Genomic DNA, 15,590 nt, shown 5'->3' with positions numbered 1-15,590 from the left:
TGAGGCAAAGGGAAGAAAATGAAAACGATTGAAGTCGGAAAAGCCCGGGTTGCCAACGACAGGCCCTTTACCCTGTTCGGCGGCATGAATGTGCTGGAATCCCGCGACCTGGCCATGCAGGTTGCCGAGCACTATGTAAAAGTCACCGAGAAACTCGGCATTCCCTATGTGTTCAAGGCCTCATTTGACAAGGCCAACCGCTCGTCCATCCATTCCTACCGGGGTCCGGGTATGGAAGAAGGGCTGAAGATCTTTGAGGAAATCAAGCAGACCTTCGGCGTCCCGCTGATCACCGATGTGCATGAGTCCTACCAGGCAGCTCCGGTGGCAGAGGTGGTGGATGTGATCCAGCTGCCGGCTTTCCTCGCCCGCCAGACCGACCTGGTCCAGGCCATGGCGGCCACCAATGCGGTGATCAATGTAAAGAAACCCCAGTTCATGAGCCCGCCGCAGGTTAAAAACGTGGTGGAAAAATTTGCCGAGGCAGGTAACGAAAAAGTCATCCTGTGTGAGCGCGGTGCCTGCTTCGGATACGACAACCTGGTGGTGGATATGCTGGGTTTCCGTACCATGATCGATGCTTCCGGCGGCGCACCATTGATTTTTGACGTGACCCATGCGCTGCAGATGCGGGATCCGTCCGGGGCTGCGTCCGGTGGCCGTCGTGCGCAGGTAACCGAGCTGGGACGTGCCGGCCTGGCGGTGGGTATCGCCGGCCTGTTCCTGGAAGCGCACCCGAATCCGGACAAGGCCCTCTGTGACGGGCCGAGTGCCCTGCCGCTGGAAAAGCTGGAGCCTTTCCTGGCCCAGATGAAAGCAGTGGACGACCTGGTGAAGGGCTTCGAGCCGCTGGATACCAAGTAGCGCCGGAACAGAACAAACAGTTGGGGCGACTGCCCCTGTGAGCAAACAGATTCAATTCAATAACTTTCAACATGGAGCCTGTTAATGAGCAAGATCGTTGCTGTCAAAGCCTTTGAAGTGCTGGATTCCCGTGGTAACCCCACCGTCGAGGCGGACGTTGTTTTGGAGGACGGTTCCGTCGGTTCCGCCTGTGCACCCTCCGGTGCATCCACGGGCTCCCGCGAGGCGCTGGAGCTTCGCGACGGTGACAAGGGTCGCTACCTGGGCAAGGGTGTGCTGAAGGCGGTTGAAAACATCAACACAACGATCGCCGACCTGCTCAAGGGTATGGACGCCACCGACCAGCGTGCGCTGGACAAGGCAATGATCGATGCTGACGGCACCGAGAACAAATCCACGCTGGGCGCCAATGCAATCCTGGCGGTTTCCCTGGCGGCGGCCAAGGCCGCGGCGGCTTCCAAGAATGTTCCGCTTTACCAGCACATTGCGGAAGTTAACGGCACGGCCGGTGAATACACCATGCCGGTGCCGATGATGAATATCCTCAATGGCGGTGAACATGCCGACAACAATGTGGATATCCAGGAATTTATGATCCAGCCGGTTAAGGCTGCTTCCTTCTCTGAAGCCCTGCGCCAGGGCGCTGAGATTTTCCATTCCCTGAAGAAAGTGCTGTCCGCCCAGGGCCTCAATACTGCCGTCGGTGACGAGGGTGGTTTTGCCCCGAACCTGCCGTCCAACGAAGCGGCCCTGAAGGTAATTGCCGAAGCAGTGGACAAGGCCGGCTACAAGCTGGGTGAAGATATTACCCTGGCCCTGGACTGTGCCTCCTCCGAGTTTTACAAGGATGGCAAGTACGACCTGTCTGGTGAGGGCAAGCAGTTCGACAGCGCCGGTTTTGCCGATTACCTGGCGGACCTTTCCGCTAACTATCCCATCCTGTCCATCGAGGATGGCATGGATGAAGGCGACTGGGATGGCTGGAAGATCCTGACCGACAAGATCGGTGACAAGGTGCAGCTGGTAGGTGACGACCTGTTCGTTACCAACACCAAAATCCTGAAAGAGGGCATCGACAAGGGCGTGGGCAATTCCATCCTCATCAAGTTCAACCAGATTGGCTCCCTGAGCGAGACCCTGGACGCGATCAAGATGGCCAAGGATGCGGGTTACACCGCGGTTATCTCCCATCGCTCCGGCGAGACTGAAGACACCACCATCGCCGACCTGGCGGTGGCCACAGCTGCCGGCCAGATCAAGACCGGCTCCCTGTGCCGCTCCGACCGCGTGGCGAAGTACAACCGCCTGCTGCGTATCGAGGCAGAACTGGATGGCAAGGCCCCGTATCGCGGTCGCGCCGAATTTAAATAAGATCCGGCGCATGAAAGGGAGAGCCCGGCGTTCGCCCTGATCGATGGTTTGCACCGGGTGGGGCGGGCTGGAGGTTCGCCCCTGCTGGTATCGATTATTGAAACTGCGTAGATTCTCTATGAAATGGCTGCTGGCTTTCCTCCTCGTCACCCTGCTTGTCATGCAGTATCGCCTGTGGGTGGGCGAGGGCAGTCTGGCGGAAGTTTCACGTCTCCAGCGCCAGCTGGATGAGCAACGACAGAAGAACGCGGCGCTGTTGCGTGAAAACCGACAGTTGTTGCGTGAGGTGCGCAGTGTCAAGGAAGGCACCGAGGGCGTGGAAGCCAAGGCGCGTTACGACCTCGGCCTGATCAAGGAGGGAGAAACACTGTTTATCTTTCTCGAGCCGGGGGAGGGCAAGAACCAGTGATCTCCGACTTCTGGGTAGTAGTTCCCGCTGCGGGCGCAGGCCGGCGCATGGGTGCTGACCGGCCCAAGCAATACCTGCCGCTGCTGGGCAGGCCGCTTCTTTCCCTTACATTGCGCAACATCCTGACCTGGCCGGGGCTGGCCGGGGTTGTGGTGGCAGTGTCCGACGATGACCCCTACTACGAGCATATCCCCGAATCCTTGGATCCCCGCGTTCACCGGGTGACCGGCGGTGCGGAGCGCGCACATTCCGTGCTCGAGGGGCTCAACTTCCTGGCCGGCAGGGTCGCGCCGGAAACCCAGGTGCTGGTACACGATGCGGCCCGACCCTGTATCTCCCTGGATGATATCCATGCGCTGCTCGATGATGAGGGTGAGCCGATGGCACTGCTGGCGCAGAAGGCCAGTGACACCCTGAAGCTGGGCGTGTCGGAGGGGGACTGCGAGCGGGTGGCCGAGACCCTGGACCGGACGCATATCTGGCAGGCGCAGACACCCCAGCGCGCACCACTGGGAGAATTGCAGCGCTGCCTGCGCAGGGGCCTGGAGCGGGGCGAGGGGATTACCGACGAGGCCAGCGCGCTGGAGCTGGAGGGCCATCGCCCCCGCCTGGTGGAGGGCCGCAGGGACAATATCAAGGTAACGTTGCCCGCGGATATCCCGCTGGTCGAGGCGGTCCTGCGGTTGCGTTATGCAGCGACGGAAACCAGTCGTTGAGCAAACTGCCGGGTTGGTTTCGGGTAAGCAACAGAGAGAAGAATCGCGAGTGAGTATTCGAATTGGCCAGGGCTTCGACGTACATGCCTTCGGAGAAGGGGACCATGTCATTCTTGGCGGTGTCAGGATTCCCCATAGCCGCGGGCTTGTTGCCCACAGCGATGGTGATGTATTGCTCCATGCGCTGGCCGATGCTCTCCTGGGGGCGCTGGCCCTGGGGGATATTGGCCATCACTTTCCCGATACCGACAGTCGGTTTGCCGGCGCGGACAGTCGCGAGCTGCTGCGACACGTGGTTGGGGAACTACACCAGCGCGGTTACCGGCTGGGCAATGCCGATTGCACCCTGATAGCCCAGAAACCGAAAATGGCACCCCATATCGCGGAGATGCGGGCCAATATTGCCGCTGACTGCGCTGTCGGCACCGCCGACGTGAGCGTAAAGGCGACTACCAGTGAGCGCCTGGGTTTTACCGGTCGGGGTGAGGGCATCGCCGCCATGGCCTCGGTGCTACTGGAGCGCGCACATGACTGAGCAGTGGGACCTGGATTGGCCGCGCGCACTGGGCGGCCCGGTGACCCACGCCGAATTCCGGCGCGAACCCGCGGACTTTGTCGTGGAGGAGCTGGCTGCCCCGACCCTCGCCGAGTCGGGTGAGCACGTCTACCTGCAGGTTCGCAAGCGTGGCGCCAACACCGGCTGGGTTGCGCAGCAGCTTGCGCGGGTGGCCGGCGTGGCACCCCGGGACGTGAGCTATTTCGGTCTCAAGGATCGCCATGCGGTTACCACGCAGTGGTTCAGCGTCTGGCTGGCACAGAAACCCGAACCCGACTGGAGCGGTGTGGTCAATGAAGAGATTGAGCTGCTTCAGCACGGACGCGGCGCGCGCAAATTGCGTCGCGGCGAGCACGCGGGCAACCGCTTCCGGATCCGGCTGCGTGATGTGCGTGGCGATCGCGATGCAGCGGACAGGCTGATCGGTCGTCTCGCTGCCGGGGTCCCGAATTATTTTGGCGAGCAGCGCTTCGGGCGCGAGGGCGGCAACCTGTCTCTGGCACGGCGGCTGGCAGAGGAGGGCGGGCGCAGTCGCAAGAGTGAGCGGGCTTTTGCCATGTCGGCGGCCCGCAGCTGGCTTTTTAACCAGGTGGTGGCGCGTCGGGTGCGTGAGGACAGCTGGCGGCAGTTGATGGACGGGGAGCCCGAGAGTATCCCCACCGGCCCCCTGTGGGGGCGCGGCAGGAATCCGGCCGGCGCTGATCTGGCCGAGCTCGAGGCTGCTGCGATCGAACCCTGGCAGTCCTGGTGCAACTGGCTGGAGCACTGTGGCCTGAAGCAGGAACGGCGGCCCCTGGTGCTGGTTCCGGAGGGACTGCAGCACGAGTGGCTGGGGGACGACCTGGAGTTAACGTTTGCACTGCCGGTCGGTGCTTTCGCCACCGCGGTTCTGCGGGAGCTGGCAGAACTGGCCAACGTTGCGGATGCCGCCATAAAATAGACGACAACAAAGAATCATAACCGGCGACAGGCCGGCACGCCGACGGGCCCCGGGGCCCGTCGCCAGTTGAAAGGGACACTATGGACCGCTTGAAACGCGAAGGGCTGGGGATGACGTCCCAGCGCACCCGCAATCGCCTGATACAGCGCCTGCGGGAAGGGGGAATCCAGAACGACGACGTGCTGGAGGTGATGGCATCCACCCCGCGTCACCTGTTTCTCGATGAGGCCCTTGCCATCAGGGCTTACGAGGATACCTCGCTCCCCATCGGCTACGGCCAGACTATCTCCCAACCCTACATTGTCGCGCGCATGACAGAGTTGCTGTTGAGCCGGGCAAAATCCCTGCACCGGGTGCTCGAAGTCGGTACCGGTTCCGGTTACCAGACAGCTATTCTCGCCCGGCTGGTGGACCAGCTGTATTCCGTGGAACGTATTGCGCCCCTGCTGGGGCAGGCACGCCGCCGGTTGCGGGAGCTGGATATTTACAATGTGGAGACACGGGTAAGCACTGAGGGTTTCGGCTGGCCCGAGAAAGGTCCCTACGATGCGATCCTAACAGCTGCCGCCCCGTCCACCGTGCCAATGGAACTGAAAGAGCAACTGGCGCCGGATGGGGTGCTGGTGATCCCGGTAGGTACCGAGCGCCAGTTCCTGACCCTGGTGACCAGGCGTGAGGATAGCGACCGGTTTGAGGTGGAGCGGCTGGAGCCGGTCCGCTTCGTGCCGCTGTTATCGGGAGTCATCCGCTGATGCCGGGCCAGTCACTGAAGAGCCGCTACTGGGGCGTGGTACTGCGGGGCATGGGTATGGGCGCCGCGGATGTAGTGCCAGGTGTTTCCGGTGGCACCATTGCGTTTATCACCGGCATTTACGGCGAACTTCTCGACAGCCTGAGCCGGATCGGCCCGCACTGCCTGACAGTGCTCAGGCGCCATGGCCCGTTGGTGGCCTGGCAGTACATCAATGGCAACTTCCTGCTGGCACTGTTCTGCGGCGTACTGCTGAGTGTCTTCAGCCTTGCCGGCTTGATCGGCTACCTGCTGGATCACTACCCGATTGTTGTCTGGGCTTTCTTTTTCGGCCTGATCCTCGCTTCCACGGTCCCTATCATGCGCCAGGTGCCACGCTGGAGCTGGTCGGTGGTGGCCTGCCTGGCGCTGGGTATACTGCTGGCGGTGGGCGTGAGCGAGCTCCGCCCCGGGCAGGTGTCTGCAACCCCCCTGAACCTGTTCCTCTCCGGAGCGCTGGCAATCTGCGCCATGATACTGCCCGGTATATCGGGTTCCTTTATCCTGCTGCTGATCGGGATCTACCCGCGGGTACTTGAGGCTGTGCATGAATTACAGGTCGCAAGCCTGTTGTATTTCGCCGCCGGTGCGGTAACCGGACTGATGTTGTTCAGCCGGCTGTTATCCTGGTTGATGCATCATTTCCCGGCCCGCACACTGGCATTTCTCGCTGGTGTTCTGATGGGAAGCCTGAAAATCGTCTGGCCCTGGAAGCTCCCGGACGAGGCGGTGGCGACGGGGGACAAGTTGACCCCGCTGTTGTCCAACGCGCTGCCCGGGCGTTTTGCCGGGGAAACTGGCGCCGAGCCTCTGGTGTTGCAGGCCATGGTGGCGGCCCTGGTCGCGGTCCTGCTGGTACTGGCAGTGGACCATTTGGGCAAGGCAGTGGATTCGACGCACAAATAAGGGGCGGAAAAAGGCACTTTATTTGGCTGTGACCTGTTTCAGGTCGGACAGGCAGCGTTTTCTATGGGTTTCGGGCACAATTTCGGGACATTTTTTTATACACTTTTTCCATAAATGTCCCGGGTTGATGTAAAAAGAGAATAATGGAATGTCACTTGATTCAACATTTTAAACACTGCGAGTGGCGCGACAATGGTTGTGATTTTGGTCACAAATTTCATTGTGTGTTTAAAATATTAACCTTAGTCATGCTGGCGGCAGTAATACCCGGCTGTGCCAGTCCTGCGGCTCCTACCAGCTCCCTGGCCCAGCCCCCCAGTATCCGCATCGGCCACCACATCGTGAGCAAGGGCGAGACACTCTATTCCATCGCCTGGCGCTATGGCCGTGATTACCGGGAGCTGGCAGCGCTGAACGGGATCAGTGCTCCCTACAGTATTTATCCCGGCCAACGACTCAAGCTGCAGGGCAAGCCAGTGCAAACGGTGTCCCGCCCGCAGTCGCGCACCCGGCCCCGTCCACAGCCGCACCCGCAACCCCGGCCGGAGCCCAGGGATCTGTCGAAGCCCGTGGTCACTACCATTGCCAGCGCCCCGGTCAGCAAGGCGGAACAGGAAAAGCCTAAGGCGCCAGTTCGCTCAAAATCCTTGACACCCAAGCCGGTTAAAAAACCGGCGGCGACGCGGACTGCCGGACAGATCCGCTGGCAGTGGCCTGTCCGGGGCAAGCTGATCAGTCGATTTACTTCCGGGGATCCCCTGCGCAAGGGAGTTGATATTGCCGGGGAAAAGGGGGACTCTGTCCATGCAGCAGCCGATGGCACTGTGATCTACGCGGGAAGTGCGCTGAGAGGTTACGGCAACCTGCTGATCGTCAAGCACAGCGAGGAGTTCCTCAGTGCTTATGCCCACAATCACAAGCTTCTTGTGAAAGAGGGCAGCGCGGTGAGAGCGGGGCAGAGGATCGCGGAACTGGGTTCAAGTGGTACCAGCCGCAACAAGCTCCACTTTGAGATCCGTCGCAACGGTCAGCCTGTTGACCCCATGACCTACCTGCCATAGCCCAACTGGACCGAAGGCTCTGCAAATAAAAATGGATTTTTGTTTGTACCACTTGAGGTAGTCACCGGAGTAGTGACGGCTGCAAGGTCGGCATCGAGATGGTCCTTCCTTGTAAGCGTACCCGCGCCCTCCCCAGCGGTCGTCCCGACCCGGTGACTGTCGCGCCGAAAGTAATCGGGCCCCGGCTCCGCTTGCTCCAGGTGCGGCTGATAATGGCATAGTACAAGGAGTTGGGGAAATGGATGCACAACGGCAACACCAGTCTGTGACTGGCGACGCAGATCTTCCTCCAGAGTTGGCAGCAGATCAGTCAGGCCAGAAAGTTCAAGATAAATCTTCCACAGAAGCGAAACCGAAAAGCGGGCGCCGTCCCGCAAAAAAAACGGCAAAAAAGAGTTCTGAACCTACCCCCCTCAAGCCTCGAGCGCGCAGGACTGAAACCGATACCCACCTGCAGAAAAATCTCGATGCGACACAGCTTTACCTGAATGAAATTGGCTTTTCCCCGCTGCTGACGGCGGAAGAGGAAGTGTATTATGCGCGCAAGGCCCTCCGCGGTGATGCCGCAGCGCGCAAGCGAATGATCGAGAGTAACCTGCGACTTGTGGTCAAGATAGCAAGGCGCTATGTCAGTCGCGGGCTGGCCCTCCTGGACCTGATCGAAGAGGGCAACCTGGGCCTGATCCGCGCAGTGGAAAAATTCGACCCTGAGCGGGGTTTCCGCTTCTCCACTTACGCCACCTGGTGGATCCGCCAGACTATCGAGCGGGCGATCATGAACCAGACCCGCACCATCCGCCTGCCGATCCATGTGGTCAAGGAGCTCAATGTGTACCTGCGTGCTTCGCGGGAACTGGCTCAGAAGCTCGACCACGAACCCTCGGCTGAAGAAATAGCCACGCTGCTGGAAAAACCGGTTGAGGATGTGGAGCGCATGCTCGGCCTGAATGAGCGGGTTACCTCGGTGGATACACCCATCGGCCCGTCTTCGGAGAAGACGCTGGTCGACACCATTCCCGACCAGCACGAATCGGATCCGGCCGAGTTACTTCAGGACACCGACCTGTTCGACAGTATCAACCGCTGGTTGGGTGAGCTCCCGGACAAGCAATGCGAAGTGGTTTCCCGTCGGTTCGGCTTGCGCGGTTATGAGGCCAGCACCCTGGAAGAGGTGGGTCGTGAGATCGGCCTCACGCGAGAGCGTGTACGGCAGATCCAGGTCGACGCCCTCAAGCGCTTGCGGGAAGTGATGGAAAAGCAGGGGCTGGATGGTATGTCCCTATTCGGCAATCTCTGAACTGAAAGCCGCCCGGCCGGCAGCAATGTCACCGGATCGAGAGCCCGCATCACGGCAACGGATGCGGGCTTTTTTATGTGCGGGCAGGCCGGATTACTTCTGTACCCAGCGGCCGCGGTTATCCTGGTAATAAGCTCCCGGGGGCAGGCGTGCCTCCAGTTTTTCGGCAGCGCGGGCGGCCACCTGGGCAATGGAAATGCCATTGCGCTTGGCAATCGCCGCGTATTCCCGCTTGCGCTTGGCATTGACCTCGTCGACCAGCTTTTCCAGTTCTGCAGAACTCTGGTCCACCACGGCGATATAACCGCTGTTTGCTTCGCCCACCAGCCCCTGGCTGCGGGCGGCGTCCAGCGTAATGGCGACGGCAGGTAGCGCCACCGCGAAAGCCAGGACCATCAGGATGTGCTTCAGTGTTTTCATCATAGGGCTCCTCAGAAAATACCTTCTTCGTCCTCGAACAGGTTTTCCAGCTCCCGGTCCACCTTGACGCGGATCTCGTGCTCGATCTTCACGTTCAGGTTGACGGTAATTGGCTCGCTGGGCGCCTGTACTGCGACGGTCGGCGTACAGCCGGCTGCAATCAGGGCGGCCGCGAACAGCATGGGTAGCAGTCGGCGGTGGGTCATCTGGCACTCCTCGGGTTGATCGCCATGATAGTTTATGGGTGCTAGCTTAACGCAAACTGAACCTGAATCGCCTGCCTTTTCCGCTCCGGTCAATTGGCGCCGATCTGTTTTTCCAGCGCATCGGCCAGGTCGCGGCTGGCCTGCAGGGATCGGAGCATAGCCGGGATATTGTTTTCCAGGTTGAGGTTGATGATGAGGTCGCGGTCCTTGTCCACGGAGGCACTGCGCCCCACCAGTTTCAGCTGCATCTGCATATCGCCACTGGGAGGATACTCGAGCGTGCCACTCAGCGACCGGTAGTCGTAATCCTCCAGCGCCCCGGCGAGCATTTTTAATTGCGGGTTACTGGACAGCATTTCCGGGGAGAAGGCGCCATAGTAGCGAAGGCGGCCACCAGGCGGGCGGGCCTTAACGGTGCCGCGCTCAACCGTGATGCCGCCGGCATCTGTAACCAGGGGAATGGTCGTGTCCAGTACGCCGCTGGCGGCGAAGTTCCCGGCCTCCATTTCGTTGCTCAGTGCCTTGAGGGACAGGCCGGTTATGGACACCTGGCTGCGCCGTGCCTTTCCGTCCAGGTTCCAGGTGATGGAATCCGATTGGACATTGCCCTCCAGCAATTCCGCGTTGAATCCGTTCAACACCAAGTCATTGTCTGCTTCCAGCGACAGGGCAAAGCGGACGTTCTCGATCGGCACACCCACGTCGATACTCTCGACAGCGATGTCCTGGGGCTCCGGCGTAGCCCACTGGCCGTCCTCTCGTTGCAGGGCAATATTTCCGGTAATTCCCACCGCGAAGGACTTGTCGTAGACAGCGGCGATATCACTGAGCTGGGCAGACAGGGTATCGGAGTCGCCGGCCGGCCAGGACAGCCTGCCCTGTACCACCATTTGGCCGGAGACCAGCTCCACGGGTAGGCCTGACACCACATTGCTCAGTGGCCGGTTCTTACTGAACTCCGCATCCGGGAGGGACAACGTGGCCGAACCGCCATCGCTTGCCAGGTTGTGCATCCACTCCCCGTTGGCGGCGACATGCCCCAGCCTGGCCCGGGTATCACCCCGCAGGACCCGGTCGCGAAGAGAGAAGTGGCCCCGGGCTTCGGAAAATACCTGGTACTGGTCGTTGAATTTCGCGCTCCAGTCATCGGTGCTGTAATCACTCGACAACTGCAGCTTGTCCGGCTGGTACACGAAATCCAGCTGTTTTAGCGCAAGCGAGCCGCCACCTTCCATTTTCCCGGCGCGAAGCCAGGGCAGGGTCACCAGCAGCGCACCGCTGCAGCGGAAAACCTGTTGCGAGTCCCGCATACACGAAAACTTGCCGGACTTCACTGTGGCATTTTCAGCTTCCACTTCGCCGGCCTGCAGTGCGCCAGCGTTAAGCTGTAACTGGCTGCTGTCCAGCTTGCCACGGCCATTTTCCAGGGAGAGAGCTCCCTGCACGGAAAAGCGGCTGTCTTTGATGGACCCGCCGTCCTCACCAGGCAGGTGTATTTCCGGGGCTTCTGCTACCAGTGAAAGTGTGCAGTGCGTAGCCGTATCGAGCTGGCATGCCAGTGACTCCGCTGTTGCCGAGAATCGCCGGGTACCGGAACCATCAGTCAGCGCCATGCTGACGGCCTCGCCGTTCACCGCCATAGGTCCGGGCCAGTGGTCAGCGCTGAACGAAACAGCTTTTGCAAGGTTCAGCGAAATTACGCCCCGTTCCATGGCCAGTGCCGTAAAAACCTGTTGCAGGCTTTCCGGGGTGGTGTCGGTGCGGGAAATTTCTGCTGCTGGCTGGCTGTCCGGCTGGAGCTGCAGATGCAGGTTGGTGATACCACCTGCACCTGCCACCTGCCCGACCGGAGGCAGGGTTGCAGAGGCCTCGAACGGCAATTGCCCGCGTAACTGCCGGATGCCCATCTCCTGCAGCCGGGTAATTAGATCATGGTCGGTGGCCCCCAGCAGGGATGTCGCGGTGGTGAGATCCAGGGAGCCGCTGGCCGAGAGCTGGCTGGCGCCGGCCGTGCTGTGGGCCTGGAGGTTGCCGGATAACAGCTCGTCACCGGAATCGCCGATTGGCGTCAGGCGCACATTGGCAGATCCTGCTGCCTGTTTAACCTGGAGCGGTTGGAGGGTGGTGATGTCCAGCCGGATCGGCTCTTCGGTTGCCAGGGCCATCGCCAGCGGCAGCGGCTTTTGCATCCGGTCCAGGCGGGCTGTTACCTCAATCGTGTCGATCAGCACCAGGATATTCCCGTACTGTTCCAGTGCCACAAGGTTGTCCGGGATATTGCCGCTGAGGCGTGCCTGCATCTCCCCTCGCGGGTCGCCACTGGCCAGGGCAAGGTAGGCCGGACCGAGCTTCTGGGTAAGGGGAACTGGCAGGGACAGGGCGGTGATGGCGCGCTCCAGGCTCTCCAGGTCGATTGCCAGGGTTAATTCAGTACGCCACTGAGTGGGTGTCGTGTCTGTAAGCGTGGGGCTCGGGTCCGGCGCCAGTGTCCCGCTGAGAGCAACAGCCCGTGAACCCTGCGTGTCGCCCAGGGAGACCTCCAGCTGCAGAGGTGTTGTCTGTGGGCGCCCCGGATCCAGGTTTGCCATTACCAGCTGGCCGGTCACCCCCTCGCCGGTAATCCGCAGCCTGACCCGCTGATCATCCCCGGTCCGATCAAGCTGTATGCGAAGGGGGTGGTCCGGCGCCCCTGCGGGGACCAGGTGCCGGACGTCCAGGCTGAGTGGCAAGGCCCGCCGCACGATAGCCAGTAGGTCACTGAGGCGGATGTTTTCCGCCAGATTACGGGGCGCAGCAGACCTGGGCGCATTCCCCAGCCTCATGGACTCGACGGCGATCTCGCTGCGCGCGGCCCCCCGCCACAGCTGCCATGGGTGGGACACGGTAATGCCCCGCAGTTCCACCGGTGTGCCACCGGACAGCGTCAGTGATACTTGGTCGATGGCCAGGGTGGCGGGGGAAAGCTGCAGGCCCTCTATGTGGTTGATCCGGGTGTCACCGGCAAGCCAGCTGGCCACCGCGGTTGCCAGCCGGTCCCGTTCGACCCACGCCCAGGCCAGCGCCACTGCCAGCAGGCAACAGATCACTAGCGGCAATGTCAGGCGAGTCCTGGGCACATTCGACCTCTGGTTACAGACGCAGCACAAAGTTGCTGGAAGTTGCCGATGCCGCGCACCGGCAGGTGACAGTGTAACTGTCCGTGAAGGAAATAATAATGCGTGCGGCGCCACAGGGGTTGCCCGGCGACGCCGTCACCCGCCGCTGCAGGGCCACTGGCACCCCCGGGGCGGCGGAGGTTATAGTCTCGGCCTGATACCTGCCGCTCCGCCGCGTGCGGCGACCTGAAGTACCTCTGCAAGTCAAGGGAAGCACTCCATGAAAGATGCCCAGCCGCGCACTGTTTACCTCCGCGACTACCGTGTGCCCGATTACCTGGTGGACGAGACCCGTTTGCACTTCGAACTGCAGCCCCGGGGTACCCTGGTGCGGTCCCGGCTGTCTGTTCGCCGGAACCCGGAAGCCGTAACCCGGGAGATGGGGATGCAGGGAACAGTGGCTCAGGGCGGAGCCCTGCCACCGCTGGAGCTGGAGGGCGTTGAGCTGGAGCTGCTGTCGCTCGCCATTGACGGCGAACCCGTCACCTCAGACCGGTACCGGGCCTCGCCCGAGGGACTGTCCGTTGATATCGACCGTCCGGAGTTCGTGGTGGAGATCAGTAACCGCATCAACCCCGAGGACAATACCTCCCTGGAAGGGCTGTATCTCTCCAATGGCATGTACTGCACCCAGTGTGAGGCGGAGGGCTTCCGCAAAATCACCTATTATCCGGACCGTCCCGATGTTATGTCGCGATTCACCACCACAATTGTGGCGTCGCGCGATTACCCGGTGCTGCTCTCCAATGGCAATGAAGTCGAGCGGGGGATGCTGGAAGATGGCCGGCACTTTGTCACCTGGGAGGACCCGTTCGCGAAGCCGTCCTACCTCTTTGCCCTGGTAGCGGGCGACCTGCAACATGTTGAGGACACCTTTACCACTGCCAGCGGCCGTAAAGTCAAGCTGCAGATCTTTACCGAGGCGAAGAATATCGGCAAGTGCGACCACGCCATGCGCTCGCTCAAGAAGGCTATGCGCTGGGATGAAGAGGTCTACGGACGTGAATATGACCTGGACATTTTCATGGTCGTGGCGGTGGACCACTTCAACATGGGGGCGATGGAAAACAAGGGCCTCAATATTTTCAATTCCGCATGTGTTTTGGCGAGCCCGGAAACCGCTACCGACGCCGCCTTCCAGCGCATTGAATCGATCGTTGCCCACGAGTATTTCCACAACTGGTCCGGCAACCGGGTAACCTGTCGTGACTGGTTCCAGCTGAGCCTGAAGGAAGGTTTTACGGTATTCCGCGATGCGGAATTTTCAGCCGACATGAACTCCCGCGCGGTGAAGCGGATCGAGGATGTTTCCATGCTGCGTACGGCCCAGTTCGCCGAGGACGATGGGCCCATGGCGCATCCGGTGCGGCCGGATTCCTATATGGAGATCTCCAATTTCTACACCCTGACCGTCTATGAAAAAGGCGCTGAGGTCGTGCGCATGATCCATACCCTGCTGGGTCCGGATGCTTTCCGTCGTGGCAGCGATCTGTACTTTGAACGTCACGACGGCCAGGCGGTGACATGCGAGGACTTTGTCCGGGCCATGGAGGATGCCAATGGCGTCGACCTGCAGCAGTTCCGTCGCTGGTACAGCCAGGGTGGGACGCCGGTGCTGGAGGTCTCTGATGCTTACGATCCCGGCACAGGTGATTATGCCCTGACGGTACGCCAGTCCTGCCCCGCCACACCTGGCCAGCCGAACAAGAAACCGTTCCATATTCCATTGAAAGTGGCCCTGCTTGACGGCGAGGGTAACGATATGCCCCTGGACCAGGCTGGCAACTCCGAACTGGTGCTGCAGGTCAGTGAGGCTGAACAGACCTTCCGCTTCAGTGGCCTGGCAGAAAAGCCTTTGCCGTCTTTGCTGCGCGGGTTCTCTGCACCGGTAAAACTCCGTTACGGCTACACCGCGGAGCAATTACTGTTCCTGATGCGTTGTGAATCGGATGAGTTCAACCGCTGGGACGCGGGCCAGCGCCTTGCTTTTTCTGCGCTGGAGTCACTGCAGGAAGATTATCGTGCCGGGCGTGAGATGGAGCTCTCTCCGGAGCTGGTATCGGCTTATCGCAGTGTGTTGGAGAACCGGGAGCTGGATCCTGCGCTGGTGGCAGAGATGCTGTCCCTGCCCAGCGCACAGGTCCTGGCGGAGCAGGCAGAGGAGATTGATGCCGAGGCCATTATTGTCGCCCGGGAATTTACCGAGGTTGCATTGGGAGACGCCCTGCACCAGGAACTGCTGGCAACCTATCACGCATTTACCCGGCAGGGACCTTACCGCCCGGAAGCGGAGGACATTGCCGCGCGGCGGCTGAAGAATACCTGCCTCGCCTTCCTGGCTGCCACTGGCAAGGCCGAATACCTGGCGCTGGCCCAGGACCAGTTTGAGGGCGCCGGTAATATGACCGACAGCGCGGCGGCCCTGGCGGCCCTCGTCAATCGCGGATCTGATGAGCAGATGAATGAGGCGCTGGAGAGTTTCTACCAGCGGTGGCAGGAGGATACCCAGGTAGTGGAGTTGTGGTTCGCGCTGCAGAGCAGCAGTGCGAGGTATGGCACCCTGGAGAATGTCGAGGAGCTCATGCAACATCCTGCATTTGAGTTCAAAAACCCCAACAAGGTGCGTTCGGTGTTAGGCGGTTTTGCCAATCGAAATTTCACCCAGTTCCACAAGGCTGACGGCAGTGGCTTTGCATTCCTTGCCGACCAGGTCATTGCCATGGACAAGCTCAACCCGCAGATCTCTGCCCGGTTGGTGACGCCGCTGACCCGCTGGAAAAAATATCGTAAGGATATTGGCAGCCAGATGCATACGGCCCTCAAGTCCGTGATGGAAAGTGGCCAATTGTCAGCGGACCTCTACGAGGTGGTCAGCAAGAGCCTGGCCTGAGGCGGAACG

The 15,590-nt window shown here is 60.8% G+C and carries 14 protein-coding genes; 11 read left to right on the top strand and 3 right to left on the bottom strand.

Translation table 11 applies throughout. The features are described from left to right. Nucleotides 1-18: 18 nt before the first annotated feature. The 10 genes from kdsA (at nt 19) to rpoS (ending at nt 8,910) form a co-directional block, all read left to right on the top strand. The gene (gene kdsA, locus LVE68_RS04060; RefSeq protein WP_233005753.1) at nt 19-864 is read left to right on the top strand and encodes a 3-deoxy-8-phosphooctulonate synthase; all 846 of its coding nucleotides are present in this window, start codon (nt 19-21) and stop codon (nt 862-864) included. 84 nt (nt 865-948) lie between these two features. Beyond that, nucleotides 949-2,235: a phosphopyruvate hydratase gene (gene eno / locus LVE68_RS04055; RefSeq protein WP_233005752.1), complete on the top strand. Its 1,287-nt coding sequence runs from the start codon at nt 949-951 to the stop codon at nt 2,233-2,235. A 118-nt stretch (nt 2,236-2,353) separates the two neighbouring features. Beyond that, on the top strand, nt 2,354-2,644 hold the full coding sequence (locus LVE68_RS04050; protein WP_233005751.1) for an FtsB family cell division protein: 291 nt from the start codon (nt 2,354-2,356) through the stop codon (nt 2,642-2,644). Continuing rightward, nucleotides 2,641-3,360, top strand: a complete 720-nt coding sequence (gene ispD / locus LVE68_RS04045; protein ID WP_233005750.1) for a 2-C-methyl-D-erythritol 4-phosphate cytidylyltransferase — start codon at nt 2,641-2,643, stop codon at nt 3,358-3,360. The genes LVE68_RS04050 and ispD overlap by 4 nt, the downstream gene beginning before the upstream one ends. A 55-nt stretch (nt 3,361-3,415) precedes the next feature. Continuing rightward, nucleotides 3,416-3,895, top strand: a complete 480-nt coding sequence (ispF, locus tag LVE68_RS04040; protein ID WP_233006668.1) for a 2-C-methyl-D-erythritol 2,4-cyclodiphosphate synthase — start codon at nt 3,416-3,418, stop codon at nt 3,893-3,895. Continuing rightward, a complete protein-coding gene (truD, locus tag LVE68_RS04035) occupies nt 3,888-4,856 on the top strand; it encodes a tRNA pseudouridine(13) synthase TruD (protein ID WP_233005749.1) in 969 nt (322 codons plus the stop codon). Before ispF ends, truD begins: the two co-directional genes overlap by 8 nt. 80 nt (nt 4,857-4,936) lie before the next feature. After that, nucleotides 4,937-5,608, top strand: coding sequence for a protein-L-isoaspartate(D-aspartate) O-methyltransferase (locus LVE68_RS04030; protein WP_233005748.1), 672 nt, complete (start codon nt 4,937-4,939; stop codon nt 5,606-5,608). Then, a complete protein-coding gene (locus LVE68_RS04025; protein ID WP_233005747.1) occupies nt 5,608-6,552 on the top strand; it encodes a DUF368 domain-containing protein in 945 nt (314 codons plus the stop codon). The genes LVE68_RS04030 and LVE68_RS04025 overlap by 1 nt, the downstream gene beginning before the upstream one ends. A 224-nt stretch (nt 6,553-6,776) precedes the next feature. Then, nucleotides 6,777-7,613: a peptidoglycan DD-metalloendopeptidase family protein gene (locus tag LVE68_RS04020; protein ID WP_233005746.1), complete on the top strand. Its 837-nt coding sequence runs from the start codon at nt 6,777-6,779 to the stop codon at nt 7,611-7,613. A gap of 238 nt (nt 7,614-7,851) precedes the next feature. After that, on the top strand, nt 7,852-8,910 hold the full coding sequence (rpoS, locus tag LVE68_RS04015) for an RNA polymerase sigma factor RpoS (protein ID WP_233005745.1): 1,059 nt from the start codon (nt 7,852-7,854) through the stop codon (nt 8,908-8,910). 93 nt (nt 8,911-9,003) lie between these two features. Here rpoS and LVE68_RS04010 read toward each other — a convergent pair whose 3' ends face one another. The 3 genes from LVE68_RS04010 to LVE68_RS04000 all read right to left on the bottom strand — a co-directional run bounded on the left by LVE68_RS04010 (nt 9,004) and on the right by LVE68_RS04000 (nt 12,652). Next, a complete protein-coding gene (locus LVE68_RS04010) occupies nt 9,004-9,330 on the bottom strand; it encodes a YdbL family protein (protein WP_233005744.1) in 327 nt (108 codons plus the stop codon). A gap of 11 nt (nt 9,331-9,341) precedes the next feature. Beyond that, a complete protein-coding gene (locus tag LVE68_RS04005; protein WP_237064297.1) occupies nt 9,342-9,536 on the bottom strand; it encodes a YnbE family lipoprotein in 195 nt (64 codons plus the stop codon). 89 nt (nt 9,537-9,625) lie between these two features. Further along, nucleotides 9,626-12,652: an intermembrane phospholipid transport protein YdbH family protein gene (locus tag LVE68_RS04000; RefSeq protein WP_233005743.1), complete on the bottom strand. Its 3,027-nt coding sequence runs from the start codon at nt 12,650-12,652 to the stop codon at nt 9,626-9,628. Between the two features lie 259 nt (nt 12,653-12,911). On the opposite strand from LVE68_RS04000, the gene pepN reads away from it, so the two are divergent. Further along, nucleotides 12,912-15,581 (top strand): aminopeptidase N, encoded by a 2,670-nt coding sequence (pepN, locus tag LVE68_RS03995; protein ID WP_233005742.1) that lies wholly within the window; start codon nt 12,912-12,914, stop codon nt 15,579-15,581. The last annotated feature ends 9 nt before the right edge of the window (nt 15,582-15,590 follow it).

The sequence above is a fragment of the Microbulbifer sp. YPW16 genome, from assembly GCF_021290385.1.
Taxonomy (GTDB): domain Bacteria; phylum Pseudomonadota; class Gammaproteobacteria; order Pseudomonadales; family Cellvibrionaceae; genus Microbulbifer; species Microbulbifer zhoushanensis.
This window is presented reverse-complemented; position numbering and strand designations above follow the sequence as displayed.

Excerpts from the sequence above, each read along its gene's own strand:
- kdsA (WP_233005753.1), top strand. The coding sequence starts at position 19 with ATGAAAACGATTGAAGTCGGAAAAGCCCGGGTTGCCAACGACAGGCCC.
- eno (WP_233005752.1), top strand. The coding sequence starts at position 949 with ATGAGCAAGATCGTTGCTGTCAAAGCCTTTGAAGTGCTGGATTCCCGT.
- LVE68_RS04050 (WP_233005751.1), top strand. The coding sequence starts at position 2,354 with ATGAAATGGCTGCTGGCTTTCCTCCTCGTCACCCTGCTTGTCATGCAG.
- truD (WP_233005749.1), top strand. The coding sequence starts at position 3,888 with ATGACTGAGCAGTGGGACCTGGATTGGCCGCGCGCACTGGGCGGCCCG.
- LVE68_RS04030 (WP_233005748.1), top strand. The coding sequence starts at position 4,937 with ATGGACCGCTTGAAACGCGAAGGGCTGGGGATGACGTCCCAGCGCACC.
- LVE68_RS04025 (WP_233005747.1), top strand. The coding sequence starts at position 5,608 with ATGCCGGGCCAGTCACTGAAGAGCCGCTACTGGGGCGTGGTACTGCGG.
- rpoS (WP_233005745.1), top strand. The coding sequence starts at position 7,852 with ATGGATGCACAACGGCAACACCAGTCTGTGACTGGCGACGCAGATCTT.
- LVE68_RS04010 (WP_233005744.1), bottom strand. The coding sequence starts at position 9,330 with ATGAAAACACTGAAGCACATCCTGATGGTCCTGGCTTTCGCGGTGGCG.
- LVE68_RS04005 (WP_237064297.1), bottom strand. The coding sequence starts at position 9,536 with ATGACCCACCGCCGACTGCTACCCATGCTGTTCGCGGCCGCCCTGATT.
- pepN (WP_233005742.1), top strand. The coding sequence starts at position 12,912 with ATGAAAGATGCCCAGCCGCGCACTGTTTACCTCCGCGACTACCGTGTG.